Origin of the sequence: Catenulispora sp. MAP12-49 (assembly GCF_041262705.1) — a bacterium.
In the GTDB taxonomy this organism is placed as follows: domain Bacteria; phylum Actinomycetota; class Actinomycetes; order Streptomycetales; family Catenulisporaceae; genus Catenulispora.
This window is the reverse complement of sequence record NZ_JBGCCP010000007.1, coordinates 196,430-222,055: the sequence shown is the minus strand read 5'-3', so window position 1 is coordinate 222,055 and position 25,626 is coordinate 196,430. Positions and strand designations below refer to the sequence as shown.

The 25,626-nt window shown below is 71.3% G+C and carries 24 protein-coding genes and 1 pseudogene; 13 read left to right on the top strand and 12 right to left on the bottom strand.

The genetic code is table 11. The features are described 5' to 3' along the window. Positions 1–785: 785 nt before the first annotated feature. The 4 genes from ABIA35_RS16435 to ABIA35_RS16420 form a co-directional block, all read right to left on the bottom strand. Positions 786–1,538 carry a hypothetical protein gene (locus ABIA35_RS16435; protein WP_370358416.1) on the bottom strand — a complete coding sequence of 251 codons (753 nt, stop codon included), beginning with the start codon at positions 1,536–1,538 and terminating at the stop codon, positions 786–788. A 16-nt stretch (positions 1,539–1,554) separates the two neighbouring features. Continuing rightward, positions 1,555–2,301 (bottom strand): DUF4097 family beta strand repeat-containing protein, encoded by a 747-nt coding sequence (locus tag ABIA35_RS16430; RefSeq protein ID WP_370358415.1) that lies wholly within the window; start codon positions 2,299–2,301, stop codon positions 1,555–1,557. A gap of 64 nt (positions 2,302–2,365) precedes the next feature. Continuing rightward, positions 2,366–3,247: an acyl-CoA dehydrogenase family protein gene (locus ABIA35_RS16425; RefSeq protein WP_370358414.1), complete on the bottom strand. Its 882-nt coding sequence runs from the start codon at positions 3,245–3,247 to the stop codon at positions 2,366–2,368. Further along, complete coding sequence (locus ABIA35_RS16420) at positions 3,244–4,386, bottom strand: acyl-CoA dehydrogenase family protein (RefSeq protein ID WP_370358413.1); 1,143 nt, start codon at positions 4,384–4,386, stop codon at positions 3,244–3,246. Before ABIA35_RS16420 ends, ABIA35_RS16425 begins: the two co-directional genes overlap by 4 nt. A gap of 42 nt (positions 4,387–4,428) precedes the next feature. Here ABIA35_RS16420 and ABIA35_RS16415 point away from each other — a divergent pair, with 42 nt between their 5' ends. The 6 genes from ABIA35_RS16415 to ABIA35_RS16390 all read left to right on the top strand — a co-directional run bounded on the left by ABIA35_RS16415 (position 4,429) and on the right by ABIA35_RS16390 (position 9,221). Continuing rightward, positions 4,429–5,661: an acyl-CoA dehydrogenase family protein gene (locus ABIA35_RS16415; protein ID WP_370358412.1), complete on the top strand. Its 1,233-nt coding sequence runs from the start codon at positions 4,429–4,431 to the stop codon at positions 5,659–5,661. A 2-nt stretch (positions 5,662–5,663) separates the two neighbouring features. Next, positions 5,664–6,476 carry an SDR family oxidoreductase gene (locus ABIA35_RS16410; protein WP_370358467.1) on the top strand — a complete coding sequence of 271 codons (813 nt, stop codon included), beginning with the start codon at positions 5,664–5,666 and terminating at the stop codon, positions 6,474–6,476. Then, complete coding sequence (locus tag ABIA35_RS16405; protein ID WP_370339299.1) at positions 6,469–7,077, top strand: TetR/AcrR family transcriptional regulator; 609 nt, start codon at positions 6,469–6,471, stop codon at positions 7,075–7,077. Before ABIA35_RS16410 ends, ABIA35_RS16405 begins: the two co-directional genes overlap by 8 nt. A gap of 17 nt (positions 7,078–7,094) precedes the next feature. Then, positions 7,095–8,246, top strand: coding sequence for an acetyl-CoA C-acetyltransferase (locus tag ABIA35_RS16400; RefSeq protein ID WP_370339301.1), 1,152 nt, complete (start codon positions 7,095–7,097; stop codon positions 8,244–8,246). A gap of 136 nt (positions 8,247–8,382) precedes the next feature. Next, positions 8,383–8,847, top strand: a complete 465-nt coding sequence (locus ABIA35_RS16395; RefSeq protein ID WP_370339304.1) for a hypothetical protein — start codon at positions 8,383–8,385, stop codon at positions 8,845–8,847. 143 nt (positions 8,848–8,990) lie between these two features. After that, positions 8,991–9,221 (top strand): hypothetical protein, encoded by a 231-nt coding sequence (locus ABIA35_RS16390; protein ID WP_370339307.1) that lies wholly within the window; start codon positions 8,991–8,993, stop codon positions 9,219–9,221. A gap of 46 nt (positions 9,222–9,267) precedes the next feature. Here the strand turns inward: ABIA35_RS16390 and ABIA35_RS16385 are convergent. After that, positions 9,268–9,546 (bottom strand): annotated as a pseudogene (locus ABIA35_RS16385) (cell division protein CrgA); the annotation flags it as partial. Positions 9,547–9,653: 107 nt separating this feature from the next. Here ABIA35_RS16385 and ABIA35_RS16380 point away from each other — a divergent pair. Beyond that, complete coding sequence (locus ABIA35_RS16380) at positions 9,654–10,844, top strand: alkane 1-monooxygenase (protein WP_370339310.1); 1,191 nt, start codon at positions 9,654–9,656, stop codon at positions 10,842–10,844. Between the two features lie 140 nt (positions 10,845–10,984). On the opposite strand, the gene ABIA35_RS16375 is transcribed toward ABIA35_RS16380, so the two are convergent. Genes ABIA35_RS16375 through ABIA35_RS16350 form a run of 6 tightly spaced genes read right to left on the bottom strand, consistent with a single transcriptional unit; the run spans position 10,985 to position 16,078 of the window. Next, entirely contained in the window at positions 10,985–11,977 is a 993-nt protein-coding gene (locus ABIA35_RS16375) for a helix-turn-helix transcriptional regulator (protein ID WP_370339313.1), read from the bottom strand. A 46-nt stretch (positions 11,978–12,023) separates the two neighbouring features. Beyond that, complete coding sequence (locus ABIA35_RS16370; protein ID WP_370339315.1) at positions 12,024–12,614, bottom strand: GNAT family N-acetyltransferase; 591 nt, start codon at positions 12,612–12,614, stop codon at positions 12,024–12,026. Positions 12,615–12,624: 10 nt separating this feature from the next. Continuing rightward, a complete protein-coding gene (locus ABIA35_RS16365) occupies positions 12,625–13,695 on the bottom strand; it encodes an NAD(P)H-dependent flavin oxidoreductase (RefSeq protein ID WP_370358411.1) in 1,071 nt (356 codons plus the stop codon). A 6-nt stretch (positions 13,696–13,701) separates the two neighbouring features. Continuing rightward, positions 13,702–14,502, bottom strand: a complete 801-nt coding sequence (locus ABIA35_RS16360) for a CoA-transferase subunit beta (RefSeq protein ID WP_370358410.1) — start codon at positions 14,500–14,502, stop codon at positions 13,702–13,704. Continuing rightward, complete coding sequence (locus ABIA35_RS16355; RefSeq protein WP_370358409.1) at positions 14,499–15,293, bottom strand: CoA transferase subunit A; 795 nt, start codon at positions 15,291–15,293, stop codon at positions 14,499–14,501. The genes ABIA35_RS16360 and ABIA35_RS16355 overlap by 4 nt, the downstream gene beginning before the upstream one ends. A gap of 2 nt (positions 15,294–15,295) precedes the next feature. Beyond that, positions 15,296–16,078, bottom strand: a complete 783-nt coding sequence (locus tag ABIA35_RS16350) for an enoyl-CoA hydratase family protein (RefSeq protein WP_370339323.1) — start codon at positions 16,076–16,078, stop codon at positions 15,296–15,298. A gap of 158 nt (positions 16,079–16,236) precedes the next feature. Between ABIA35_RS16350 and ABIA35_RS16345 the strand changes: the two genes are divergently transcribed. The 3 genes from ABIA35_RS16345 to ABIA35_RS16335 all read left to right on the top strand — a co-directional run bounded on the left by ABIA35_RS16345 (position 16,237) and on the right by ABIA35_RS16335 (position 19,541). After that, positions 16,237–17,499, top strand: a complete 1,263-nt coding sequence (locus ABIA35_RS16345) for a hypothetical protein (RefSeq protein ID WP_370358408.1) — start codon at positions 16,237–16,239, stop codon at positions 17,497–17,499. Between the two features lie 183 nt (positions 17,500–17,682). Continuing rightward, positions 17,683–18,687: an ATP-binding cassette domain-containing protein gene (locus tag ABIA35_RS16340; RefSeq protein ID WP_370358407.1), complete on the top strand. Its 1,005-nt coding sequence runs from the start codon at positions 17,683–17,685 to the stop codon at positions 18,685–18,687. 47 nt (positions 18,688–18,734) lie between these two features. Next, on the top strand, positions 18,735–19,541 hold the full coding sequence (locus tag ABIA35_RS16335; protein WP_370339330.1) for an ABC transporter permease: 807 nt from the start codon (positions 18,735–18,737) through the stop codon (positions 19,539–19,541). Here ABIA35_RS16335 and ABIA35_RS16330 read toward each other — a convergent pair. Continuing rightward, positions 19,523–22,963: a BTAD domain-containing putative transcriptional regulator gene (locus ABIA35_RS16330; RefSeq protein ID WP_370358406.1), complete on the bottom strand. Its 3,441-nt coding sequence runs from the start codon at positions 22,961–22,963 to the stop codon at positions 19,523–19,525. The two genes, ABIA35_RS16335 and ABIA35_RS16330, sit on opposite strands and share 19 nt — an antisense overlap. A gap of 156 nt (positions 22,964–23,119) precedes the next feature. Between ABIA35_RS16330 and ABIA35_RS16325 the strand changes: the two genes are divergently transcribed. The 3 genes from ABIA35_RS16325 to ABIA35_RS16315 all read left to right on the top strand — a co-directional run bounded on the left by ABIA35_RS16325 (position 23,120) and on the right by ABIA35_RS16315 (position 25,622). Beyond that, positions 23,120–23,890, top strand: coding sequence for an SDR family oxidoreductase (locus ABIA35_RS16325; RefSeq protein WP_370358405.1), 771 nt, complete (start codon positions 23,120–23,122; stop codon positions 23,888–23,890). A 56-nt stretch (positions 23,891–23,946) separates the two neighbouring features. Beyond that, positions 23,947–24,852, top strand: a complete 906-nt coding sequence (locus ABIA35_RS16320) for an SDR family oxidoreductase (protein WP_370339336.1) — start codon at positions 23,947–23,949, stop codon at positions 24,850–24,852. A 65-nt stretch (positions 24,853–24,917) separates the two neighbouring features. Beyond that, the gene (locus ABIA35_RS16315) at positions 24,918–25,622 is read left to right on the top strand and encodes a peptidylprolyl isomerase (protein WP_370339338.1); all 705 of its coding nucleotides are present in this window, start codon (positions 24,918–24,920) and stop codon (positions 25,620–25,622) included. Positions 25,623–25,626 lie beyond the last annotated feature (4 nt).

The window sequence follows — 25,626 nt, the reverse complement described above, 5'->3', positions numbered from 1 at the left end:
CGGCGAGCGGCCTCGCTCCGGGGAGTGGGGGCCGCGTAGTCGGGCGGCGGTTGTTGCTTGTGGTCGCCTCTGTCCCGGATTCCCCGTCGCTTCGTTGCCTTACGGAAGCAGACCGGTCCGGTGGTATCAAGTCGGATCGCAGAGCTGTTGGTCCAGTATCAGCGACTTGACACCACCGGCCCGGCCTGCTTGGCTTCGCCCGCCGAAGCAACGGGGAATCCGGGACAAACCCACCTGTGGGAAGAGTTCCCGCACCTTGTGCACACACCGCCTCGCCGCCGCTGTGCCTCACCGAGTGGACCGAGTCCACACCACAGGCCGGGGTTGTCCCGGATTCCCCGTCGCTTCGGCGGTGCTTGCACAACCATCCCGGACTGGGCGGTGTCAAGCCGCTGATACAAGACCACAGCAGCGTGTGATCCGGCTTGACACCGCCCAGGCCGGGATGGTTCCCTCCGGGCGACGAAGCGGCGGGGAATCCGGGACAGAGGCGACCACAAGCAACGACCGGCAGCCAGCAGCGCGGCCCCCACTCCCCGGAGCGAGGCCGCTCGCCGCGCAGGCGCCGCCGGAGGCGCTCTTCAGCTCTTGCCCTTGACCTTGCCTGTCGCAGTTGCCCTTGCCTGTCGCAGTAGAGCCGACCACCTACCCACACCACCGCCGCCCCGCGAAACCAGCACCACCCCCAACTCGCGCCACCAACGGATCCCGCCAACCCTGCGCGAAGCCGTCAAGAAACGCCTGTGCCTGTCAGCCCACGAACAATCCGCGCACCCTCTTAAGCGCTACTTGACGGTGATGGGCGCGTTGCTGGTCTGCGCGTCGATCTCGTTGTCCGAGCGGCGGTCCTGGTTCGAGTTGTCAGGGTGGGTGTCGGCGTTCGAGGTCTGGAGCTTGTCGTAGTACGTCGTGCGGCCGTCGGTGGTGATGGAGATCGGCGCATTGCTCGTGTGCGCGAAGATGTTCTTCGGCCCGCCGGCGAACGTGGCGCTGATCGGGGCGTTGGAGGTCTCCATCCACGCGTCCCCGGCGCCGAGCTGCTTCGCCGTGATGGAGGCGTTCGCGTCGTGCAGTTCCACACCGCCGGAGACGTTGCTGACGGAGACGCCGGCGTTGCTCGTGGTCACCAGGACCGACACGGTCGGCGGCACCTGGATGTCGATGTCCGCGTGGCAGTCGGTGCGGGCGCAGTCCTTGGTCAGCGTCAGCACGCCGTCCGCGTACTGCTGGACGACCTTGGCGTTGGTGGCGCTGCTGCCGAAGGCGTGCCAGTTCACAGTGGCGTGGCCGGTCACGCCGAACAGCGCCGCGTTGCCGGTGATCCGGACGGAGCTGTCCTGGTCGACGATCACGACCCTGGTGACGCGGTCGGCCTGGCTGAGATCCTGCTGCTTCTGCTGGCTGTCGAGGCTGCCGGACAGGACGACCGAGGCGGCCGCGGCGGGCACCGCGACGGCGGCGACGACGCCGATCAGCGCGACCGTGCTGACTCGCAGGGCCGCGATCGGGCGGCGGGACGGAGTGGGTTCAGAGCTCATGTCGGGGCCTCTGCATCTAACTGACGGTCACGTCGCCGTTGGTGGTGGTCACGTCGATCTCGCCGGCTGCGTCACGGTCCTGCACGTTCGTCAGGTACCGGTTGCCGTTGGTGGTTCGCACTGAGTCGTAGTACTTGGTCCGGCCGTCGGTGGCGACCGTCACGGCGGCGTTGCTGGTGACCGCGGTGATCCGGGCCGGCGCGCCGGTGAAGGAGGCGTCGATGCTGCCGTCCGACGTGTGGAAGGAGGCGTCGCCGGATCCGAGGCCGACGGCGTCGATGCCGCCGTTGGACGTCCTCAGGTCCACCGCGCCGGTGACGCCGGAGACGCTGATCCCGCCGTCGGAGGTGGCGGCCTGGACGGCGATGTCCCGCGGCACCAACAGCGTGATGTCGACCGGCCCGCATCCGCCGCCGGAGCAGTCCTTGGCCAGGGTCAGGACCCCGTCCGCGACGCTCTGCCGCAGCTCGGCCCGCTTGCCGTTCTTGCCCTTCCACTGCACCACGGCCTGCCCGCTCACCCCGCCGGCCGTGTCGGTCGCGGAGATGTGCACGTCGCTCTCCGAATCGGCGATCACGACCCGGGTGATCGGGCCCGCCGCGCTGATCCCGACCAGCTGCTGCTGGTCGATCACCTGCGAGGACATCGCGAACGCCGCGGTGGCGGCCGGAACGCCCACCGCCACGATCACGCCGGCCATGGCGATGGTGCTGATCCGCAGGGCGCCGATCGGGGCGCGGGGCGGGGTGGCGTCGAAGGTCATGAGTAGATGGTGGCTCGGCGACGGGGGTCGGGACGATGGGGGTAGCCCCACTCTTGCCTGGACCTCACCCTACCCGTGGGGATCTTGCTATGTGGTGGAGCAGCCGCTCACGGTGGAAGGAAGGGCTTCCCCAGGCGGAGTGGAGTGCCCTGATCTTCTTGAAGAAGACGGACAGGTCGTACTCGTCGGTGTAGCCGATGGCGCCGTGGAGCTGGAGCGCGGCACGGGCCGCGCGGTAGGCGGCGTCGCTCGCGGCGGCCTTCGCCGCGGAGATGTCGCCCGAGTCGGAGTTCAGGGCGGCGGCGAAGAGGAGGGGACGCGCGAACTCCAGGCCGGTGTGCGCGTCGGCGAGGCGGTGCTTGACCGCCTGGTATTCGCCGATGACGCGGCCGTACTGCACGCGCTGTTTGGCGTAGGCGACGGTCATGTCGAGCGCGGCCCGGCCGAGGCCGAGCAGCTGCGCGGCCGTGAGCAGCGCGGCGGTGTCGAGCAGGAGCTCGTTCGGCGACGCGCCCTCGACGGCGAACAGCGACCGGGTCGGATCCAGCGAGGCGGCCGGCCCCGCGACGGTCACCGACAGGCAAAGACTCGCGACGTCGGCGTTCGGCGCCCAGGGCGCGACCGGCGGCATGGCGGCGGTGGCGATCGCGCCGGCGGCGATGCGCTCGCGCCAGTCGGGCCGTACCGTCGCCACCGCCAGGGATTCCGGATACGGCCCGGGCGCCGCGTGGTAGCCGACCCGTTCCATCGCCGCGCACAGTTCCACCGGGTACTCGCCCGCCAGCGAGTGCATCCCGATCCCGGCCAGGCCGCGCCAGATCTCCAGTCCCGGCTTGGTGTCGCCGGCGGCCCAGGCGCGGGCCGCGGCGATGCCGTCCGCGTCGCGCAACAAAGAGTCGACAGCATCGCGGAAGTCGCGCTGCTCCCCGGTCAGAGCGAATCTCACCGCGCCCCCCTCGGCAGGCCGAGCACCCGCTCGGCGACCACATTGCGCTGCACTTCGTTGGTTCCCGCGTAGATCGGCCCGGCGAGGGCGAACAGGTAGCCGTCCATCCAGGCCGAGTCCAGGCGCTCGGCGTGCGGGCCGAGCAGGTCCAGCGCCGTCTCGTGCATCGCCAGGTCGAGCTCCGACCAGAACAGCTTGTTCACGCTCGTCTCCGCGCCGAGCGTTCCGCCGTCCGCGATCCGCGCAGCGGTCTCGAACGTCGCCAGCCGGTACGCGCGCGCCCCGATCCAGGCCTCGGCGACCCGGTCCCGGAACTCGGCCGGTCTGCCGGCCTGCTTCCACAACGCGATCAGCCGTTCGGCCGTGGCCAGGTACCGTCCCGGCGAGCGCAGGTACAGGCCGCGCTCCTTGCCGGCCGTGGCCATCGTGACCTTCCAGCCGTCGCCGGCCGCGCCGAGCACGTCTGTGTCCGGGACGTACACGTCGTCGAAGAAGAGCTCTGCGAAGCCGGGTTCGCCGTCGAACTGCGGGATCGGGCGCACCGTGATCCCCGGCGCGGTCAAGGGGAACAGGAAGTACGTCAGCCCCCGATGACGCTCGGCGGCCGCGTCGCTGCGGAACAGGCCGAAGCCCCAGTCCGCGAACGTCGCCCGGGAGGACCACGTCTTCTGCCCCGACAGCAGCCACCCGTCGTCCGACGGCGCCCGCACCGCTGTCGAGCGCAGCGCCGCGAGGTCCGATCCGGCCTCCGGCTCGGACCACACCTGCGCCCAGATCTGCTCGCCGGAGGCCATCGCGGGCAGGAACCGCTCTTTCTGCGCCTCGGTCCCATGGTCCAGCAACGAGGGCGCCAGCAGGTTGATGCCGTTCTGCGACACCCGGCCCGGGCTGCCCGCGGCCCAGTACTCCTCTTCGAAGATCAGCCACTCGGTGATCGAGGCGCCGCGGCCGCCGTACTCGGTCGGCCACGACACCACCGAATACCGCTCCTGGAACAGGTCCAGCTCCCAGCGGCGATGCGCCTCGAAGCCCTCGGCGGTGTCCATCGACGGCAGCGGCTCGGGCGGCACATGGGCGGCCAGCCAGGAGCGCACCTCCGCCCGGAACGCGTCCTCGGCCGCGCTGAAGCTCAGGTCCACGCGGCCTACCGTACCAAGCAAACGATTGGTAGGGTAGAGTCCGTGGAGCTCACCGACACCGCCGAGGACGAGGCGTTCCGTGCGGAGATTTTCCGGACCGAGCTCCGGGCCTGGCTCCACGAGCACCTCACCGGCGAGTTCGCCGCGGCCCGAGGTCTTGGCGGCCCGGGACGCGAGCACGAGGCCTTCGACGTCCGCCTCGCCTGGGACCGCCATCTCGCCGCGCACGGCTGGACCTGCCTGGACTGGCCGAAGGAGTACGGCGGCCGGGAGATCGGCGTCACGCAGCAGGTCATCTTCCACGAAGAGTACGCGCGCGCCGACGCGCCGATCCGCGTCAGCCACATCGGCGAACAGCTGCTGGGACCCACGCTCATCGCCTTCGGCACCGAAGAACAGAAGCAGCGCTTCCTGCCGGGCATCCGCGACGTGACAGAGCTCTGGTGCCAGGGGTACTCCGAACCCGATGCCGGCTCGGACCTCGCCAACGTCAAGACCACCGCCGTGCTCTCGGAGGACGGCAGCGAGTGGATCCTCAACGGCCAGAAGGTGTGGACCTCGCTGGCGCACCTGGCCGACTGGTGCTTCGTCGTGGCGCGCACCGACGCCGCCGCGGCCAAACATCGAGGCCTGTCATACCTGCTGGTGCCGATGCGGCAGCCCGGCGTCGAGGTCCGCCCGATCCTGCAGCTCACCAGGACCTCGGAGTTCAACGAGGTCTACTTCACCGACGCGCGCACCCCGGCGGGCAATGTCGTCGGCGCGGTGAACGACGGCTGGCGGGTCGCGATGGCCACCCTCGGTTTCGAGCGCGGCGTCTCCACGCTCGGTCAGCAGATCGGCTTCCGACGCGAGCTCGACGGCGTCATCGCGCTCGCCAAGCGGACCGGGGCGGCCCAGGACCCGCTGATCCAGGACCGGCTCGTCCGCGCCGCGATCGGTCTGGACGTGCTGCGGCTCAATGCCCTGCGATCGATGACCGGCCTGACCGGCCCGACCGCCCCGACCGACAACGCCGGGGCCCGGGGCACACCCGGCCCCGAGGCCTCGATCGCCAAGCTGGCCTGGGCCCGCTGGCACCGCGACCTCGGCGAGCTGGCGATGGACGTGCTCGGCCCGGCCGGCACCGTCACCGGGCCGGCTTACGACCTCGACGAGTGGCAGCGGCTGTGGCTGTTCAGCCGCGCCGACACCATCTACGGCGGATCCGACGAGATCCAGCGGAACGTCATCGCCGAGCGCGTCCTCGGCCTGCCGAAGGAGCCGCGAGCGTGAGTGTGCCGACCGGGCCCGCTGGGTCTTTCGCGCCGACCGTGCCGTCATACGTTCCCGGCCACAATCTGCTCGCCGGCAAGAACGTCGCGATCACCGCCGCCGCCGGGACCGGCATCGGCGCCGCCGCCGCGCGCCGCTGCCTGGAGGAGGGTGCCCGCGTCGTGGTCAGCGACCACCACGAGCGCCGGCTGGAGGAGACCCGGGCCGTGCTCGCCAAGGACTTCGGCGCGGAGAACGTCCACGCGCTCGTCTGCGACGTCACCCGTGAGGAGCATGTCCAAGCCCTGATGGACGGCACCGCCGAGCGGTTCGGCAGCCTCGACGTCCTCATCAACAACGCCGGCCTCGGGGGCACTGCGTCCGTGCTGGAGATGACCGACGAGCAGTGGCTGCGCGTCCTGGACGTCACCCTGAACGGCACCTTCCGCTGCACCCGCGCGGCCCTGCGGCGCATGCGCGACCAGGGGACGGGAGGGGCCGTGGTGAACAACGCCTCGGTCATCGGCTGGCGGGCCCAGGAGGGCCAGGCGCACTACGCCGCCGCGAAAGCCGGGGTGATGGCGCTGACCCGGTGCTCGGCCCTGGACGCCGCCGTTTACGGTGTCCGGGTGAACGCCGTCGCGCCCTCGCTGGCCATGCACCCGTTCCTCGCCAAGGTCACGACCGACGAACTGCTCGCCGAGCTGACCGCCCGCGAGGCGTTCGGGCGCGCCGCCGAGCCCTGGGAGGTCGCGAATGTCATGGTGTTCCTGGCAAGCGACTATGCCTCCTACCTGACCGGTGAAGTCCTCTCCGTTTCGAGCCAACATGCCTAAGACACCGCCTGCACTCCCCCCTCATCGGGACCGCCGCACCGAGCTGCTGACCCTGGCCGCCGGCCTGTTCGCCGAGCGCGGCTACAAGAACACGACGGTGCGCGACATCGCCGACGCCGCGGGGATCCTGTCCGGGAGCCTGTACCACCACTTCGACTCGAAAGAGACGATGGCGGACGAGATCCTGCGGACGTTCCTGGACGAGCTGTTCCGCGACTACCGCGCGATCGTCGAGCGCGAGAGCGATCCGCGCCGCGCCTTCGAGCAACTCGTAGACGCCTCGTTCCAGGCCATCGACCGCAGCCACGCGGCGATCGCGCTGTACCAGAACGAGGCCAAGCAACTGCGCCAGTCGCCGCGCTTCGCCTACCTGGACGACACCGACCGCGAGTTCCGCGAGATCTGGCTGGGCACGCTGGAGAAGGGCATCGCCTCGGGGGCGTTCCGCGCCGATCTGGACGCCACGATGGCCTACCGCTTCGTGCGCGACACGGTGTGGGTCGCGGTGCGGTGGTACGTGCCCGGCGGCAAGCTCACGGCCGAGGCCGTCTCGGCCCAGTACCTCTCCATGATCCTCGAAGGATTCCAGAGCCGGGACTAGCAGGGAGTGATGCGCCAATGGGTGAGGCCTACATAGTCGGTGCCCTGCGAACAGCGGTCGGGCGCAAGAAGGGCGCGCTGTCCCCGGCGCATCCCGCCGACATGGGCGCGCACGTCATCAAGGCGGTCGTGGACGCCGCCGGGGTCGACCCGGCGGCCGTGGACGACGTCGTGTTCGGCTGCGTCGACACCATCGGGCACCAGGCCGGCGACATCGCGCGCACCGCGTGGCTGGCCGCCGGGCTGCCCGAGGAGGTGCCGGGGGTGACGGTGGACCGGCAGTGCGGGTCCTCGCAGCAGGCCGTGCACTTCGCGGCGCAGGCGGTGATGAGCGGGACGGCGGACCTCGTGGTGGCCGGCGGCGTGCAGAACATGTCGCAGATCCCGATCGCGGCGGCCATGACGGTCGCGGGGCAGTTCGGGATCACGGACCCGTTCTCCGGCTCGAAGGGGTGGCGGGCGCGGTACGGCGACCAGCCGGTGTCGCAGTTCCACGCGGCCGAGCTGATCGCGGGCAAGTGGGACGTCTCCCGGGACGCGATGGAGGACTTCGCGCTGGAATCGCATCGCCGGGCGCTGCGAGCGATCGACGAGGGACGGTTCGAGCGCGAGATCGTGCCGTACGAGGGGTTCGCGGTGGACGAGGGGCCGCGGCGCGACACGTCCAAGGAGGCGATGGCCGGGCTGCGGACGCTGGTCGAGGGTGGCCGGCTGACCGCGGCCGTATCGTCGCAGATCTCTGATGCCTCGGCCGCTCTGCTCATCGCCTCCGAGGACGCGGTGCGCACGCACGGCCTCACCCCGCGCGCCCGGATCCACCACATGTCGGTACGGGGCGCCGATCCCATCTTCATGCTCACCGCGCCGATCCCCGCCACCGAGCACGCATTGCGCAAGAGCGGGATGAGCCTGGACGACATCGACCTGGTCGAGATCAACGAGGCCTTCGCGCCGGTGGTGCTGGCGTGGGCCAAGGAGACCGGCGCGGACCCGGCGCGGGTCAACGTCAACGGAGGCGCCATCGCGCTCGGCCACCCGCTCGGCGCGACCGGCGCGCGGCTGATGACCACGCTCCTGCACGAGTTGGAGCGCACCGGCGCCCGCTACGGTCTGCAGACGATGTGCGAGGGCGGCGGGCAGGCGAACGTGACCATCATCGAAAGGCTCTGATCTGCGGCTATTCGCGACGGTGGGCGGGCGCCCGCCCGGAGGCGGGGATTGTTCGCCGAAACGTGTGCGATCTGTGATGCTAATCAGTTCCTGAAGCCCGTGACCGCGCTGATCCTCGGCAGTACTCTGAATGACGATGAGCACGAATACGAAAGCCGGTGCCGCCGTCGCCGCCGTGGTGCTGCTGCTGTTCCTCATCGTGCGGCCGACCAGCTCGGGGCATCACTTCAAGGTGACCGCCACCGAGTACGACTGCAACGTCAAAATCGCCGACGACCCCAGGCCCCTGAACAAGGAGATCCTGTCGACGGTCGCCATCAAGTGCGCCACCCCGCCGAAGCAGACCTCGCTGGTCCTGCAGCTGCAGTACCACGCCAGCGGCTCCAGCGTGTGGACGAACAGCGGCGACGCCCGCGCCTTCAACGGCGTCCCCGGGCCGGACTACACGGACATCAACATCACGCTGCCGTGCAAGGCCGGAAGCTGGCGGATCGAGTACCAGCTGCAAGGGGTCGCCGCGGCGCTGGGGACGAACTTCCAGGCGACGCCGCAGTACGGGAGCAGCAAGGACATCAGCCAGTCGCAGTGCGACAACTCCTGAGCTGACTCGCCCGCTCCGACCAGGTCTTCCGCCGCGAAGATCACCCGAGCGGGGGCATCGGGGCGCCCTCGCCGCCGATGATCATGTGAGGCTTCCAGTGAGGGCACGCTTAGTCGCCCTCGAACCCCGTAAGGAGCCCTCTCATGAGGAAGCTTGCCATGCTCGCCGTCGGTGCCACTCTCGCGGCCGGCGTCGTACTGGTCCCGGCTGCCGGGTCTGCCACCGCGGCCACTTCCAGCTCTCCGGTCACTCAGGTTCAGCCGCAGGTCTCCCTATACGACTGCATATCTTCAGGCGGTCAGGTTCGTGTGATCGAGCCCGGCTACGGCATCTGCGTCGGTGGCGCCCTCGATGGTCAGCCCGTCTGGTGGTAGCGCCGGCGCCTCGACCGGTATCACAGGCCTGACATTGTCACAGCGCTCAGCGGCCCCCGCGTCCTCCGGGCGCGGGGGCCTTCGTCTGTGCGGCGCGCGCCTCCTGGCGGTTCTTCTCCAGCGGATCGCCGTGCCACAGCATCGACAGGCCGATGAACAGGCTCAGGAAGACTCCCACGATCGCGTAGTTCCAGCCGCCGAGGGCGTGTTGTCCGGGGAGCGGGGAGAGGGTGTATGTCAGGATCCATACGGTGGCCACCGCGAGGCAGCCGAGGATCACTCCTCCGAACCACGGGGGCGACGGCTTGTCATTCATGGCTCTCCTGTCAACTTGAACCCTTGCTCTGCAGTGTGATGCGTGCCACTCTCATTGTGCAAGGGGTCCAATAAGGGATTCCCCCGAAAGCGTGCGCACCAGCGGGAGGCTGTGACATGTCGGCGTCGACCCTCAGCTCCACCGGCCTGCGACCGGAGGCGCGGACCTGGCAGGACGGCAAACGGTACCTGTGGCCGCTGGCCCTGGTCGTGCCGGTCCTGCCCTACGTCGGCTTCGGCCTGTGGCACCGCTTCGACAACGCGCTGGCGTGGTACCTGACCCCGTTCCTGGTGTACGTGATCGTGCCGGTCGGGGACTGGCTGATCGGGGAGGACGCCGGCAATCCGCCGGCGGAGCGCGAGGCACAGTTGCAGTCGGCCTGGTACTACCGCGTGCTCACCTTCCTGTACCTGCCGCTGCAATTCGGCTCGCTGGTGCTGGGGGCGTGGTGCTGGAGCCGGCCGCACGTGAACCTGGCGTCCAGGGTCGGCATGGTGGTCACGATCGGCATCGTCACCGGCATCGCCATCAACACCGCGCACGAACTCGGGCACAAGCGCGAGGACGTGGAGCGCTGGCTGTCGAAGATCGCGCTCGCGCCGTCCGGGTACGGGCACTTCTACGTCGAGCACAACCGGGGGCACCACGTGCGGGTGGCGACGCCCGAGGACCCGGCGTCGTCGCGGCTGGGGGAGTCGTTCTACCGCTTCTGGCCGCGGACGGTGTGGGGCTCGCTGAAGTCGGCGTGGGCGCTGGAGACGAAGAAGCACCGGCTGCGGAACCGCTCGCCCTGGACGGTCCGCAACGACCTGCTGAACGCGTGGCTGATGACCGTCGTCGTGTTCGCGGGTCTGACGGCTTGGCTCGGGGTCGGTGTCCTGCCGTTCCTGTTGCTGCAGATGGTCTTCGGGTTCTCGCTGCTGGAGATCGTGAACTACCTGGAGCACTACGGCCTGCTGCGCCAGCGGACCGAGAGCGGCCGCTACGAGAAGGTCGAGCCGGTCCACAGCTGGAACAGCGACCGGCTGTCGACGAACGTCTTCCTCTACCAACTCCAGCGGCACAGCGACCACCACGCCTACCCGAACCGCCGCTACCAGGTGCTGCGCTCCTTCGACGAGGCGCCGCAGCTGCCCGGCGGCTACGCCACGATGATCGTGGTCGCGTTGTTCCCGCCGGTGTGGCGCAGGGTGATGGACCAGCGGGTGCTCGACCACTACGACGGCGACCCGCTGCTGGCCAACCTGACGCCGAAGCTGCGGGCGAAGTACGAGGCGCAGGCCGCGGCCGGGGCGTCGGGCAGCTGAGGGAGCGCCTGTCCGGCTGTCGGCGGCGGCGGGAACGTCGCGCGGTGCCGGCTGCCGGCCTGCTCCCTGGTTCTTGATTCCTGTCCGTGTTCCGAGCTGTTCCGAGCCCGGCACCGGTCACCGACCGGTCCCGGGCCGCCTCATGCGATGCCGCCGTACATCCGGGCCAGCCCCGCGGCCGTCTCGGCGATCCGCTCCCGCAACGCCTCCGGGGCCACCACCTCGACGCCGGCGCCCAACGCCAGGAACTGGCCGTGCGCATGGGTCAGCGACTCGATCGGCACCGTCGCCTTGACCCAGCCGGCGCGCTCGTGGTCGTCCTCGGCGGTGGCGTTGACCGCGTTCACCACGTCGGCCGCCATCACCTCCTCCAGCCGCTGCCTCCCGGCCGGCGACAAGCGGATCAGCGCGTCGCCCTGGACCAGGCGCGCCCGGAACTCCGCGACCTGCTGGGCCCAGTAGGCGTTCAGGTCGAAGTCGGCGGGGCGCTCGAAGCGGGAGTCGTCGTCCTCCAGCGCGGTCAGTTCCAGGATCTGGTTCACGCGGAAGGTGTTGATCCGTCCGGCGGATTCGGCGACGGTGTACCACTTGCCGGTCTTCAGGACGATCCCGTACGGCGCCAGCGTGCGCACGACCTCCGGCGGCTCGGTCCAGCGGCGATACAGGATCCTGATACGCCGCTGGTTCCAGACCGCCTCGGCGACGGCCGGCAGGAACGGGCTGGTGTCGCCGTCGTCGTACCAGCCGGGCGCGTCGAGCAGGAAGCGCTCCTGGATGCGGCCGCTGCGGTCGGCCAGCTCCGGCGGCAGGGCCGCCTTCACCTTCAGCTGCGCCGCGGCCATGACCGAGCCCAGTCCGAGTTCGGCGGCCGGGCCCGGGAGCGCGGCCAGGAACATGGCCTCGGCCTCGTTGGCCGACAGGCCGGTCAGGCGGGTGCGGTAGCCGGCCAGGAGCTGGTAGCCGCCGGCCGGGCCGGCGTCGCCGTAGAGCGGGATGCCGGCCTCGTGCAGCGACTCGACGTCGCGGTAGATGGTGCGGACCGAGACCTCCAGTTCGTCGGCGAGCTGTTGGGCCGTCATACGTCCCCGCGTCTGCAGGAGCAGGAGCAGGGATACGAGTCGGCTGGCGCGCATGGCTGGATTATCCGTCTCGGCGCCGACAGATTTGCTTCGCCTCGCCTCAGGCGGTGAAGCCGGTGCGGACCTTGGTGCCGGCGGCGGACGCGCGTTCGGCGTCGAAGTCGGCCCGGAGGGTGGCGAAGACGACCAGGTCGCGGTACTCCCCGGCCCGGAAGTGGCAGCCGCGGCAGACGCCCTCGCGGACCAGGCCGGCCTTCTCCAGCGAGCGCTGCTCGGCGAAGTTCTCCACGTCCGTCGAGGCCTCGACGCGGTTCACCGTGGTGTTGGCGAACAGGTAGGCGATGAGCTGGCGCTGCGCCTCGGTGCCGTAGCCCTTGCCGCGTGCGGCGGGGATCAGCTGGATGCCGAAGTTGATCGCCGGCGCCGGGATCGGGCCGTAGTGCTCCGGGTGCCAGCTGACGGTGCCGATGAACTCGCCCTCGGCCTCGATCGCGAGCCGGCCGTTCAGGTCGCCCCACTTCTGGAACACCTCGCCCGACTCCACGCTCTTGCGCATGCGGGCCGGGTCGTTGAAGCCGTAGAAGCTATACGGATCAGTCTCCGGGGTCGCCAGGTTGGCCTCTTCGATGGCGCAGTCCTCGAGCGTGATCGTACGAAGGCGCACCGTGCTCGCGGGGGTGTCGTAAGTCATATCCGCCAAGTTAGCCCACTACAGTCGCGGACGTCCTCGCCATTGCCGCCACCGCCTCGGCGATGATCCGGTCGATGAGGTCCTCGCAGCTCGGCAGGTCCTCGATGAGGCCGACCACCTGGCCCGCCGACAGCACCCCGGCGGCCGGATCGCCGCGCACCAGCCCGGCTTTCAGCAGCATCGGGGTGTTCGCGGCCATCACGACCTGTCCCAGGCGCAGGCCGTGGTGCCTGCGCATGGCCAGGCCGTCCTTGGCCATCGCGCGCAGCGACATGCCGGTCATCTTCTTGAAGGCCAGGCCGTTGCGCGCCGAGCGCAGCAGCGAGCTCACCGTGCCCGAGCGCTCGATCTGCTCCACGAGCCCGGTGCGCAGCACGCGGTGCGGGACGCCGTCGATCTTCGGGGTCGCGACGGTCCCGTTGACGTCGGCCGCCAGATAGAGCGCCTTCACGGCGTCCGGGACGCGGGAGTCGGAGGTCAGCAGGAAACGCGTGCCCATCGCGATGCCCTCGGCACCGTAGGCCAGGGCCGCGGCCAGGCCCCGGCCGTCGAAGAACCCGCCGGCGGCCAGGACCGGGATGTCCACGGCCGCGGTGATCTGCGGCAGCAGCAGGCTGGTGGCCACGCCGCCGGTGTGTCCGCCGCCTTCGCCGCCCTGGACGACGACCGCGTCCACGCCCCAGGCCGCGACCTTCTCGGCGTGCCGTTTGGCGCCGATGGAGGGGACCACGACGGTTCCGGCGTCCTTCAGCTTCGCGATCAGCTCCTGTTTCGGGGCCAGGGCGAAGGACGCGACCCGCACGCCCTCCTTGATGAGCAGGTCCACCCGCTCGGCGGCGTCGGCCGCGTCAGCCCGCAGATTCACCCCGAAGGGAGCATCAGTGCGCTCTTTCACTTCGCGGATCGCCGTGGCCAGTTCGTCGTAGGACATGGTCGCCGACGCCAGGATCCCCAGCGCCCCGGCCTTCGCCGTCGCGGTCACCAGATGCGGACCGGCGACCCAGCCCATGCCGGTCTGCACGATCGGGTGCCGGACGCCCACGAGCTCCGTCCACCGGGTGCGGATCCGCTGTTCCGGCATGCGCGCTCATCGCCTTCCGGCGGACGGGACCTCGCGTTCGCGGGTGTTCCGCGGGTCCAGGACCTCGCGGATCAGTCGCAGCGCTTCGGCGTCCGGCTCGGGGGTGGTCCGGACCGTCCCCCGGTCCGTGCCGATCAGGACGAAGCCCGTCGCGTCGACCACCTCGTCGATCGTGACTCCGGGATGGACCGACCGGACGCGCATCCGGTGGTCCTTGGTCTGGAAGTCGAAGACCGCCAGGTTCGTCACCACGCGGCGCAGTTCGTGGAAGCGCGCCGCGTGCCCGGTGCCGCGGGCCCGGTCGTATCCGAGCCCTGAGACCACGTCGACCTTCTCCACGAACACCTTGGGGGAGTGGTTGGCGATCCAGTAGCTGGTCGGGTGGTTGATGGTGTTCCCGGGCGCGCCGCGGACGCCGATCAGCTGCGCCTTCGGCCGGGCGTGATCGGCGCCGATGGCGGAGATGTTCTGGTTGCCGAACCTGTCGAGCTGGCTGGCGCCCATCATCACGTGGCGCGAGCCGTGCCAGACGAAGTCGAACAGCTGGCGGTAGGGGATGTGCGCCTCGACGTGGGAATCGGCGCCGGTGGGGTCCGTCAGGTAGTTCGCGTCCCCGTCGGAGAGCATCAGGCCCGGGGCGAAGGTCAGCTTGGCCAGCCGGGCGCCGAGCGCCGGGATCAGACCCATCGGCGAGGCGATGACCTCGCCGTCGCCGCGCCAGGCCTCGGCGCACGCGGCCACACAGATTTCGGAGCGAGTACAGGTTTCGGAGCGGGTACCGACCTCGGCGCGTGTCACGTCGCTCATTCGCCGTGCTCCTTGTCCCCGGCGAACAGCTCGCCGGCCGCGTATGCCTTCTGCGCCGCCTCGTCGCGGCCGTAGTCCGGGACGCAGCTGGTGAAGCCGGCGCCGCCGGGGGCCTCGACGACGCCGTCGACCATCATCCGGTTGATCTTCAGGGACTGCGGCGGCCCGCCGGCCAGCAGGTCGGCGGTCTCCACGATCCGCTCGCAGGAGACGTAGCGCTTTTCGGCCGCCAGGCAGTAGAGGTCGTCGAAGTAGATGTCAGGGCCCAGATACTGGGTGTTGCCGAACATGTCGGCGCGGTTCATGTGGACCAGCGCGGCGTCCAGGTGGATCGCGGGCATCGCCAGGAGTTTCTCGCCGTCGTCGTAGGGCGAGTCGACGGTCCGCAGGTCCGGGTTGGTGCGCATGACGTCGGTGCCCAGGCCCGCGCGGGTCGGCAGGAACGGCAGGCGCAGCGCGGCGGCGTACAGGCCCCACTGCAAGGCGCCTTCATCGAACTCTGACACCTCGATCTCGCCTTCCTGGCGGGCCTTGCGGAAGTACGGGTCCAGGGGGATCGAGTCCAGGGACACGAAGCCGTAGACCGCTTTGCGCACCTTGCCGGTCGCGCACAGCATGCCGACGTCCGGTCCGCCGTAGGACACCACGGTCAGGTCCTTCAGGCTGGACTTGGCGATCGCGGTCACCAGCGCCATCGGCTTGCGCCGCGATCCCCAGCCGCCGATGCCGACGGTCATGCCGTCGCGCAGTTCGGCGACCACGTCCTCGGCGCTCATCCGCTTGTCGCGCATGCTCAGGCCCCGCCTTCCTTGTCCGCCGCGAGCTTGTCCGCCACGAACTTGTCCCGTTCCTCGTCGGCGACCCCGGCCAGGTTGATCTCGAAGGTGAAGCCCTGCTCGTACCGGTAGGAGCGCTTGACGTCGACCGGGTCGATGCCGTTCAGCGCGGCCTTGGCGGCCCGGATCACCGCCGGGTGCTTGGCGGCGATCTCGGCGGCCAGCTCCAGGGCGCGCTCGTGCAGCTTCTCGCGGGGCACGACGTCCCAGACCGAGCCGAACTCCAGGAGCCGCTGCGCCGACACGGTGCGCGCCGTGTAGTACATGGTCCGCAGGTAGTGCTGCGGGACCAGCCGCCCCAGATGCGTGGCCGCGCCGAGCGCACCCCGGTCCACCTCCGGCAGCCCGAAGTAGGCGTCGTCGCTGGCGATGATGCTGTCCGCGTTGCCCACCAGGCCGATCCCGCCCCCGACGCAGAACCCCGCGACCTCGGCGATGACCGGGACCGGGCAGTCGTAGACCGCGGCGAAGGCGGCGGCGCACCCGGCGTTGGCCCCGAGCAGGGCGTCGAAGCCGGGGGTGTTCTGCATCTCCTTGATGTCCACGCCGGCATTGAATCCGCGGCCCTCGGCGCGCAGGATGACTACCCGGGTATCAGGGTCGTGACCCGCGGCCCGCAGCGCGTCGGCGAGGGCGAACCAGCCCGCCACCGGCAGCGCGTTCACCGGGGGCTGGTCGACGCTGACCGTGACGACGCCGCGATGCGCCGCCCCCGGCTCGCTGGTGCTGGTGACGGCCAAGGCGGCCTCCTCGGGTCCACGGTGCGCTGCTGGGCAACCTAGCATTTGCTTGGGAGATCCTAGCGGTCGCTCGGAGGGGTGACCAGAGCGGCGGGAAACGCGAAAGTGACGGACAGTGGTCTGCAGGGAACAAGATTGCGACCGATCGGAGCGCGCAGATGTCCCAGGACGACCAGCGCAACCAGCCGAACGAGGAGCCCGAGCAGACCGCGCGGCGGGCGGAGGCGGACGCCGCCGGGGACGCTGGTGCGGAGCGGGAGCGGGAGCCGGGTTCGTCGCCGGTGTCGGGGCCGGGCCCGGCAGCCGGTGGCACGGAGCCGACTGTGGTCGGTACTCCGGAGCCGACTGTCGTCGGCGCGCCGAGCCCCGCGAGTGAGGTCGGTCCCGCCACGACCGGGACCGGGGCCGCGGCCGAACCCCCGACCGGAGCTACGACCGATCCCTCGACCGGAGCTACAACCGGAGCTACAACCGAGACCGGCTCGCCAGCCGCAGCCCCAGCCGCAGCTACAACCGGAGCTACAACCGAGACCGGCTCGCCAGCCGCAACCGCAGCCGCAGGCGCGACCGCCGCCGCCGGCGCGCCGGCCGCGAGCCCCGCCGCCAAGCCCCGCCGCGTGTTCCAGGAAGCCGGCGAGGGTGCGGCCCGCTACGCCGAGGTCCCCGAGGAGGTGCCGCGCAGCGGCTCGGAGCAGTCGTGGAGCGCGCAGCCGCACCCCGGCTACCAGCCCGATCCGGCGCGCCACGTCACCACCCGGCGCCTCATGGCCAGCTCCCTGGTCGGCCTGGTGGTGCTGGGCGCCGGCGCCTTCTTCGGCTTCAACCTCCTCACCCTCAAGTCCAGCAACGGAAACGGCCCGGCGGTGTGGACCGGCGCGGTGACGCAGCAGGGCGCGGTCATCGGCGGCATCAACGCCCAGAACAACGACTCGGCCGCGCCGGTCTCCCTGCCCGTGGGCGCCACCTTCGGCAACAGCGGGACCGCCGAGGGCGCGGCGGTCAACCAGGCCATCACCGCCTGCCAGAGGGCGTCGACCACCTCGGTCCCGGTGACCGCGGCCACCGGCACGCCCGCCGAGATCAGCGCCTGGGGGAACAAGGCCACGCCGACCGTGGACGATCTGCACTCCGGCGCGGCCTCGTTGCAGCGCACCCTGAACGGCACCGACGCCGTCACGGTGGCGAACGCGGCCTACAGCCTGTGCCTGGGCTACCCGGCGGTCTCCACGGTGCCCCCGATGCCCGACGCCGCCGGTTCGCAGGCCTGGTCGGCCGCGGTCAGGGCCTACGCCCAGGCCGCGAGCCAGGCGCTGCAGGGCATCAGTGGGAAGCCGGCCCAGCTGACCGCCGCGAACGCCAGCATCAACACCGGCAACGCCGAGGTCGCCAAGCTGTCGGCGCTGGTCAACAACACTCTCTGACGACTCCTGCGCCCTGCCGACCTGCCCCCGAGCGCTCCTCGACAGCCGCTGGCCGCCCCCCGTCAGCGGCTGTCAGCCTCTGTCAGGCTCTGTCAGCGCCGTGTGCGCGGCCTATCAGCGGCACCCCCGATGCTCGTACTCGTAACCACACGACGAGTGCAGACGACAGAGGGGACCAGGTCGATGACCTCCTATGCGATCGAGGCCGAGGGCCTGCAGAAGTCCTTCGGCCAGACCAAGGCGCTCAAGGGCGTCGACCTGTACGCCAAGCCGGGAACCGTGCACGCGGTGCTGGGCCCGAACGGCGCCGGCAAGACCACCAGCGTCCGGATCCTGGCCACGCTGATCAAGGCCGACGCCGGCCGGGCCCGCATCGGCGGCTACGACGTGGCCAAGCAGGCCGAGAAGGTCCGGGCCACGATCGGCCTGACCGGCCAGTACGCCTCGGTCGACGAGGATCTGACCGGCCTGGAGAACATGGAGCTGATCGGCCGGCTGCTGGACCTGTCCAAGCGTGACGCCAGGGCCCGCGCCGCCGAGCTGCTGGAGTGGTTCGACCTGGCCGAGGCCGCAAAGCGTCCGGCGAAGACCTACTCCGGCGGGATGCGCCGGCGCCTGGACCTGGCCGCCTCGCTGGTCGGCCGGCCCTCGGTGATCTTCCTGGACGAGCCCACCACCGGCCTGGACCCGGCCAAGCGCGAGGACATGTGGGGCGTGGTGCGCCGGCTGGTCGGCGAGGGCTCGACGGTCATGCTCACCACGCAGTACCTGGAGGAGGCCGACGCGCTGGCCGACGAGGTGACGGTGATCGACCGCGGCCAGGTGATCGCGCACGACACCCCGCTGGGCCTCAAGCGCGTCGTCGGCGGGCAGAGGCTGACCGTGCAGCCGCTGGACCCGGCCCGGCTGGCCGAGACCGCCGCGCTGCTCCAGCAGGTGGCCGGGGCCAAGGCCGAGTCGCCGCGCACCGGCGTGGTGTCGGCGCCGGTTAAGGACGACTCGGCGCTGACCGAGGTCGTGGCCCGGCTGTCGGCGGCCGGGATCGGCGTGAGCGAGCTCTCGCTGCACCTGCCGAGCCTGGACGAGGTGTTCTTCTCGCTGGTCGGCCGCCGGGCCGGGGACGACCGCGCGGTGCCGACAGCCCGCGAGGAGAACGCGGCCGAGCCGTCCACCCCGGTCGCGGTCTGACCCCGCCGCATCAGAACCCATACATACTTCGCAGAGGGGAACCCGCCATGACCACCGCCACCATGCCCGTCGCCGCAGCGACCACCAGCTCCAAGCCGTTCAAGACCATCCGCCACAGCGCCGCGCTGGCAAAGCGCAGCCTGATCAAGACCATGCGCACCCCGGAGGCGCTGCTGGACGTGACGCTCCAGCCGGTGATCTTCCTGCTGCTGTTCACCTACGTCTTCGGCGGCGCGATCGCCGGATCGCAGAGCGTGTATCTGCAGTACCTGCTGCCCGGCATCCTCGCGCAGACCATCGCGATGAGCGCCACGGCGATCGGCGTGAACATGAACACCGACATCTCCAAGGGGGTGTTCGACCGCTTCCGATCACTGCCGATCGCCAGGTCCGCACCACTGGTCGGCGCGGTGCTCGCGGACTTCGTCCGGTACGCGCTGGTCGCCGTCATCACCCTGACCGTCGGGTACGCCATGGGCTTCCGCATCCACACCAACCCGCTGGAGGCCGGCGCGGCACTGCTCGTGGCCGTGGCCTTCGCGCTGGCGATGAGCTGGGTCTCGGTGTTCCTGGGCATGGTGGCCCGGACCCCGGGCGCGGTGCAGGGCATGATGATCCTGCTGGTGCTGCCGCTGAGCTTCGGCAGCAACACCTTCGTGCAGACCAAGACGCTGCCGGGCTGGATGCAGGGCTTCGTCAACGTCAACCCGATCACGCACTTGGCCGGCGTCTCCCGCAGTCTGTTCCTCGGCGGGCCGGTCGCCAACCACATGCTGTGGACGTTCGGCTGGATCGTCGGGCTGACCGCGGTCTTCATGCCGCTGGCGCTGCGGGCCTACGGCCGCAAGGTGTGAAGCCCGGCCTTGGGGTCGGACAGGACGTCCTCCGACAGGCCCAGCGTGCGCGCGACGAGAATCTGGTTCTCGTCGCGCGTCGCGCTTTTCCCGACCGCGTAGCAGGACGCGTAGTCGGGTCGTTCCACGAGCTTCTTCACCAGCGCCGCGCGCTCGTCGTCGCTGCGGTCCGCCGCGCCGAGCATGTTCTCGGACGCGCCGAGCAGCCGCATCGCCAGCTCGCTGTCGCCGACGGTCTCGGCGTAGCGCGCGGTGCCGACCGCCATGCGGGCCTGGATCGGCATGTCGCGGGCGATCAGGGCGAAGCGGAAGGCCTGTCCCAGCGCTTCGCGGGCCGGCTCGGCCTCGCCGGCGTCCAGGTGCAGCATCGCGGCGATCGACTCGCGGAAGGCCAGCAGCTGCGGCGGCCCGTTCCAGTTGTCGATGAACTCCGCGGTGGCCATCCGCAGGAAGTGCCACGCGCTGTCGGGCTCGCCGGCGGCCCGGTGGTGCTCGGTCAGACCGATCAAGGCCACGAAGCAGCTCATCTGCGACCCGGAGCGCTGCGCGGACTCCAGGACCTCCAGCAGCAGCCGCCGCGCCTCGTCGGTCTGGCCGAGCCGGGTGAGCAACTGGGCCCGGTTGATCTGGATCTGCGCGGCGTTGGTGAAGGCGTTGATCTCGCGGATCAGCTCCAGCGCCTCGTTCTGGAGCCGCAGGGCCGTGGTGTCGTCGCCCTCGGTGACGGACAGCGAGGCCAGGCCGTTGAGGGCGGCCGACAGCCCCCAGCGGTCGCCGAGCTCTTCGAAGGCCTCGCGGGCCCGCTCCAGGTCCGCACGGACCGGGGCGCGGACCCCGGCGTTCTCCGCGGACATCCCGCGCAGCAGGTACAGCATGGCGCCGACCCACGGGTCCGGATGGCCGGCGTACTTCTCGACCGCGGCCTCCAACTGCTCCCGGTCGTCGCTGAGCATCGGCGCCACCACCGCGCCGAGCGCCAGCAGCGGATGGTCGCAGCTGCCGGTCGCGGCGACCGTCTCGGCGATCTCCTCGGTCAGCCGCGGGATCTCCTCCCACAGGTAGTCCTCGAACACCGACGTGATGCGCTCCATCACGTACACGATCGCGTGGGCCTCCCTCGGCGAGGGACCCAGCACCGACAACGCCAGCCGGGTCCACGCGCGGCCCTCGTGGTTCTGGTCGCCGAGCGTCCAGTACCAGGTCATCGCGGCGCAGATGCGCACGGCGGTGTCGGCGTCCTCGTCGGCTGCCGCGAACCGCAGCGCGGCCAGGATGTTGTCCCGCTCGGCGTTCAGGCGCTTGAGCCACACCATCTGCGCGGCCCGCCGCAACTGCGGCTCGGCGGTCTCGGCCAGCGCCAGGAAGAAGGCGGCGTGGGCACGCCGGGTCTCGGCGAGCCGGTCGGCCTCGCCCAGCCGGTCGGCGCCGTACTCCCGCAGCGTCTCCAGCATGCGGAACCGCGGATCCTGCCCGGCCTCGGTCGGCACCGCCTGCACCAGCGACTTGTCGACGAGCGCGGAGAGCAGATCGAAGGCGGAATCCGGGTCCAGCCCCGGCGTCACCGCCGCCGCGGCCTCGGCGGTGACCCCGCCGGGGAAGACCGCCAGGCGCTCGGCGAGATCCCGCTCGTCGTCGGAGAGCAGCTCCCAGCTCCAGGCCACGACGGCGCGCAGCGTCTGATGCCGCGGCATCGCGGTCCGGCTCCCGCCGGTGAGCAGCCGGAAACGGTCGCCGAGCCGGCCGGCGATCTGGTGCAGCGGCAGCGTCCGAAGCCGCGCGGCGGCCAGCTCGATCGCCAGCGGCAGACCGTCCAGGCTGCGGCAGATGCGGATCACGTCGGGCAGCGTGTCGGCGTCGACCGCGAAGTCCGGCACGACGGCGGCGGCCCGGTCGGCGAACAGCCGGACGGCGGGGTAGGCCAGGACCGTGTCGGCGACAGTGAGGGCGGGCTCGGGGCCGGCGCCGGGAAGACCGCCGGGGAGGCTGGTGTTCGGTCCCGAGGCGGATCCGGAGGTACGGCCGGAGCCGGGACCGGTGTTCGCTTCGGAACCAAGACCAGAGCCACCACCGGAGGTCGACACAGCCTCGGATTCCGTTGCGGCGCCTCGGAACTCATCGAGTCCGTCACCCTCCGGCAGTGCCAGCGGCGGCACCGGGAACAGGCTCTCGCCGTCGATGGTCAGCGGCTCCCGGCTGGTGGCCAGGACGCGCAGGCCCGGCGCGTGCCCCAGCAGCGTCTCGGCGAGGTCCGCGGCCGCGCCGACCAGGTGCTCGCAGTTGTCGAGGATGAGCAGGATCCGCTTCTCGGCCAGCGTCTCGATCAGGTGGCCCTGCGCGCTGCGCAGCATCGCGGCGGTGGCGGCGGGGTTCGCGTTGCCGGCCATCATGCGGCTCTCGCGCGGGCCCAGGGCCGACAGCACCGCCTGCGGCACCTCGCCGGGATCGGTGACCGGGGCGAGCTCGGCGAGCCAGGCGCCGTCCGGGAACCGCTCCAGGACCCGCTGCGCGGCCTCGCCGGCCAGCCGGGTCTTGCCCGCGCCGCCCGGGCCGACGAGCGTCACCAGGCGGGAGGCGTCCAGCATCCTGCCGATCCGCGCCACTTCCTCGTCGCGGCCGACGAAGCTGGTCAGCCGGGTCTTCAGGTTCGTGCGCGGGGCCTGCTCCAGGGCGGCCGGGGCCAGGGCGGGGTCGCTTCGCAGCACCGCGAGATGGACCTCGGCCAGCTCCTTGGACGGGTCGATGCCGAGCTGGTCGGCCAGCGCGCGCCGCACCTGTTCGTAGACGGCCAGCGCGTCGGCCTGCCGCCCCACCGCGTACAGGGCCCTGACATGCAGCGCGGCGACGTTCTCGCGCAGCGGGTGCTCGGCACTGAGCGCCTCGAGTTCGGCCAGCGCCTCGGCGGCCTGCCCCAGCCGCAGCTCGGCGTCGAGCCGGTCGGTCAGGGCGGCCAGCCGCAACTCGTCCAGCCGGGCGGCCGGCGCCACCGCGAACGCCGCGTCGGCGACGTCCGCCAGTGCCGGACCCCGCCACAGGGCCAGTGCCTCGCGCAGAGTGGCGCGCGCCGCCGAGGGGTCGTCGGCGCGCAACGCCTCGCGCCCCGACCGGGACAGCGATTCGAACCGCACCGCGTCCACCGACTCCGGCGCGATCGCCAGCCGGTAACCGCCCGGCGCGGCGGCGAGCAGCGCGGGATCCCCGAGGACCTTGCGGACGCGGGAGATCAGGGACTGCAACGCGTTCGCGGCGCCCTCGGGCGGCTCGTCCGCCCAGAGCGCGTCCACGAGCGCCCCGATGGTGACCGCGCGCCCCGGGTCCAAGGCGAGCCGGGACATCAGGGTGCGCAGACGTGCGCCGCCGAGCGCCACCGGCGCGCCGTCGACGCGGATCTCGAGCGGGCCCAGGATCGATACGGTCAGCGGCACCGTCCCAGTCTGGCACGCGGGCCGCCGCTGGGTCGGCGAGCAGCCGGTGGGCGGTCGCCGGGCATCCGATGGACATCCGGTGAGCAGCCCGCGGTCATCCGGCTCCCCGGCGTTCGACGGGTTCCCAACCTAACACTTGCTTGGTAGCCTGCGGAGGTGTCCCTCACCCTCGACCTGACCGGCCGCGTCGCCCTGGTCACCGGCGGCGGCCGGGGCGTGGGCCGCGGCGTCACCCGCCGGCTGCTGGCGGCCGGGGCGACGGTCGTCAGCTGCGGCCGCGGCGAGCCCGACGCGCCGCTGCCGTCCGGCGCGGAACACCGCACCGCCGACGTCCGCGACGCCGAGCAGGTGCGCGCTCTGGTCGAGGGCATCGCCGCCGACCACGGCCGCCTGGACCTGGTCGTCAACAACGCCGGCGGCGCCCCCTACGCGCTGGCCGCCGAGGCCAGCCCGCGGTTCGCCGCCGCGATCGTCGGCCTGAACCTGCTGGCCCCGCTGACCGTGGCGCAGGAGGCGAACCGCGTCATGCGGCGGCAAGACGACGGCGGGCACATCATCAACATCTCCAGCGAGAGCGCGCGCCGGGCCAGCCCCGGCACGGCGGCGTACGGCGCGGCCAAGGCCGGGCTGGAGAACCTGACGCGCACGCTGGCGGTCGAGTGGGCGCCGCTAGTGCGGGTGAACGCGATTACCGTCGGACCGGTGCGCACCGAGCAGGCGTATCTGCACTACGGCGACGAGGCCGGCGTCGCCGCGGTCGCGAAGACCATCGCCTTGGGCCGATTGGCCGAGCCGGATGACGTCGGGGACATGTGCGTCCTGTTGGCCTCGCCGCTGGCGTCGTACGTCAACGGCACCGCGATACTGCTGGACGGCGGCGGCACGCGTCCGGCGTTCCTCGACGCCGCCAACGCCGACCATCCGTGAGCACCACCTAGAACGATCTAGAACCACCTCAGAACCACCCGAAGGAGCAGCCGTCCATGGCAGGGATCTGCGAAGGCCGCGTCGCCGTCGTCACCGGGGCCGGCCGCGGCCTGGGCCGCGCGCACGCCCTGGAGTTCGCCCGGCAGGGCGCCAAGGTCGTGGTCAACGACCTCGGCGTGGGGCCCGACGGCCGGGACGGCAGCGACGCCCCGGCGCAGGAGGTCGTCGCCGAGATCGTGAAGGCCGGCGGCCAGGCCGTCGCCGACCACCACGACATCGCCACCTGGGACGGCGCCGCGGCGCTGGTGCGGACCGCGGTGGACGCCTTCGGCAAGCTCGACGTCCTGGTCAACAACGCCGGCTTCCTGCGCGACCGGATGCTGGTGAACCTCTCCGAGCAGGACTGGGACGACGTGGTCCGGGTCCACCTCAAGGGCCATTTCCTCACCCTGCGCCACGCCGGCGCGCACTGGCGCGACCAGTACAAGTTCGGCAACCTCAACGACGCCCGCGTCATCAACACCAGCTCCGGCGCCGGCCTGCTCGGCTCGGTCGGCCAGGGCAACTACGCCGCGGCCAAGGCCGGCATCGCCGCCCTGACCATCCAGGCCGCCGCCGAGCTCGGCCGCTACGGCGTCACCGTCAACGCCATCGCCCCGGCCGCCCGCACCCGCATGACCGAGGGCCCCTTCAGCTCGATGATGGCCCCGCCGGACACCGGCTTCGACGCGATGGCCCCGGAGAACGTCTCCCCACTGGTGGTCTGGCTCGGCTCGGACCGCTCGCGGGCGGTCAGCGGCCGCGTCTTCGAGGTCGAGGGCGGCCGCATCGGCGTCGCGGACGGCTGGCAGCACGGGCCGACCGCCGACAAGGGCGCGCGCTGGGATCCCGCGGAGCTGGACGCGGTGGTCGCGGGACTGATCGAGCAGGCGCCGGCGCCGGGTCCGGTCTACGGGGCGTAGCCGTCCACATGGGATAGCCTCGCCTGTCGGGCCATCGAAAGCGGATCTGGACAGGAGCGGCGAGCATGCGGGTGACACTGCGGCACGGTCGATGGGCGGTGCTGGCGGCGGTCGGCGCCCTGGCGCTGGCGGGCTGCAGCTCGTCCGGGAGCTCGAAGGCGTCCGGCAGCACCGGCGGGGCCGGCTCGTCTCAGACCTCCGCGGCCTCCGGGTCGTCGGGCAAGAGCTGGCCCAAGGAGCCGGCGATGACCATCGACCCGAGCAAGAAGTACACGATGGTGCTGCACACCTCCCAGGGCGACATCACCATCGCGATGGACGCGGCCAAGGCGCCGCACACCGTGAACTCCTTCAACTTCCTGGCCGCCCAGCACTTCTTCGACGGCAGCTACTGCCACCGGCTGTCCACCTCGCCCGGCCTGCAGATGCTGCAGTGCGGCGACCCGACGGCCGGCGCCACGCCGAAGGACACCGACGGCTCCAACGGCCCCGGCTACCAGTTCCAGGACGAGAACCTGGCCGGCGCCACCTACCCGGCCGGCACCGTGGCCATGGCCAACGCCGGCCCGAACACCAACGGCTCGCAGTTCTTCCTGGTCTTCGGCGACAGCCAGCTGCCCCCGTCCTACACGCCGTTCGGCACCATCACCGACGGCATGGGCACCCTGGTCCACGTCCAGTCCGGCGGCATCTCCAACCCCGGCCAGGACGGCACCGGCCGTCCGACGATCCCGGTCGAGCTGAAGTCGGTCACGGTCTCCGCCGGCTGATCCG

Bases quoted from the DNA above. Each gene is read 5' to 3' on its own strand.
- ABIA35_RS16435 (WP_370358416.1), bottom strand. From the start codon at position 1,538: ATGAGCTCTGAACCCACTCCGTCCCGCCGCCCGATCGCGGCCCTGCGA.
- ABIA35_RS16430 (WP_370358415.1), bottom strand. From the start codon at position 2,301: ATGACCTTCGACGCCACCCCGCCCCGCGCCCCGATCGGCGCCCTGCGG.
- ABIA35_RS16405 (WP_370339299.1), top strand. From the start codon at position 6,469: ATGCCTAAGACACCGCCTGCACTCCCCCCTCATCGGGACCGCCGCACC.
- ABIA35_RS16400 (WP_370339301.1), top strand. From the start codon at position 7,095: ATGGGTGAGGCCTACATAGTCGGTGCCCTGCGAACAGCGGTCGGGCGC.
- ABIA35_RS16395 (WP_370339304.1), top strand. From the start codon at position 8,383: ATGAGCACGAATACGAAAGCCGGTGCCGCCGTCGCCGCCGTGGTGCTG.
- ABIA35_RS16390 (WP_370339307.1), top strand. From the start codon at position 8,991: ATGAGGAAGCTTGCCATGCTCGCCGTCGGTGCCACTCTCGCGGCCGGC.
- ABIA35_RS16380 (WP_370339310.1), top strand. From the start codon at position 9,654: ATGTCGGCGTCGACCCTCAGCTCCACCGGCCTGCGACCGGAGGCGCGG.
- ABIA35_RS16375 (WP_370339313.1), bottom strand. From the start codon at position 11,977: ATGCGCGCCAGCCGACTCGTATCCCTGCTCCTGCTCCTGCAGACGCGG.
- ABIA35_RS16370 (WP_370339315.1), bottom strand. From the start codon at position 12,614: ATGACTTACGACACCCCCGCGAGCACGGTGCGCCTTCGTACGATCACG.
- ABIA35_RS16365 (WP_370358411.1), bottom strand. From the start codon at position 13,695: ATGCCGGAACAGCGGATCCGCACCCGGTGGACGGAGCTCGTGGGCGTC.
- ABIA35_RS16360 (WP_370358410.1), bottom strand. From the start codon at position 14,502: ATGAGCGACGTGACACGCGCCGAGGTCGGTACCCGCTCCGAAACCTGT.
- ABIA35_RS16355 (WP_370358409.1), bottom strand. From the start codon at position 15,293: ATGCGCGACAAGCGGATGAGCGCCGAGGACGTGGTCGCCGAACTGCGC.
- ABIA35_RS16345 (WP_370358408.1), top strand. From the start codon at position 16,237: ATGTCCCAGGACGACCAGCGCAACCAGCCGAACGAGGAGCCCGAGCAG.
- ABIA35_RS16340 (WP_370358407.1), top strand. From the start codon at position 17,683: ATGACCTCCTATGCGATCGAGGCCGAGGGCCTGCAGAAGTCCTTCGGC.
- ABIA35_RS16335 (WP_370339330.1), top strand. From the start codon at position 18,735: ATGACCACCGCCACCATGCCCGTCGCCGCAGCGACCACCAGCTCCAAG.
- ABIA35_RS16320 (WP_370339336.1), top strand. From the start codon at position 23,947: ATGGCAGGGATCTGCGAAGGCCGCGTCGCCGTCGTCACCGGGGCCGGC.
- ABIA35_RS16315 (WP_370339338.1), top strand. From the start codon at position 24,918: ATGCGGGTGACACTGCGGCACGGTCGATGGGCGGTGCTGGCGGCGGTC.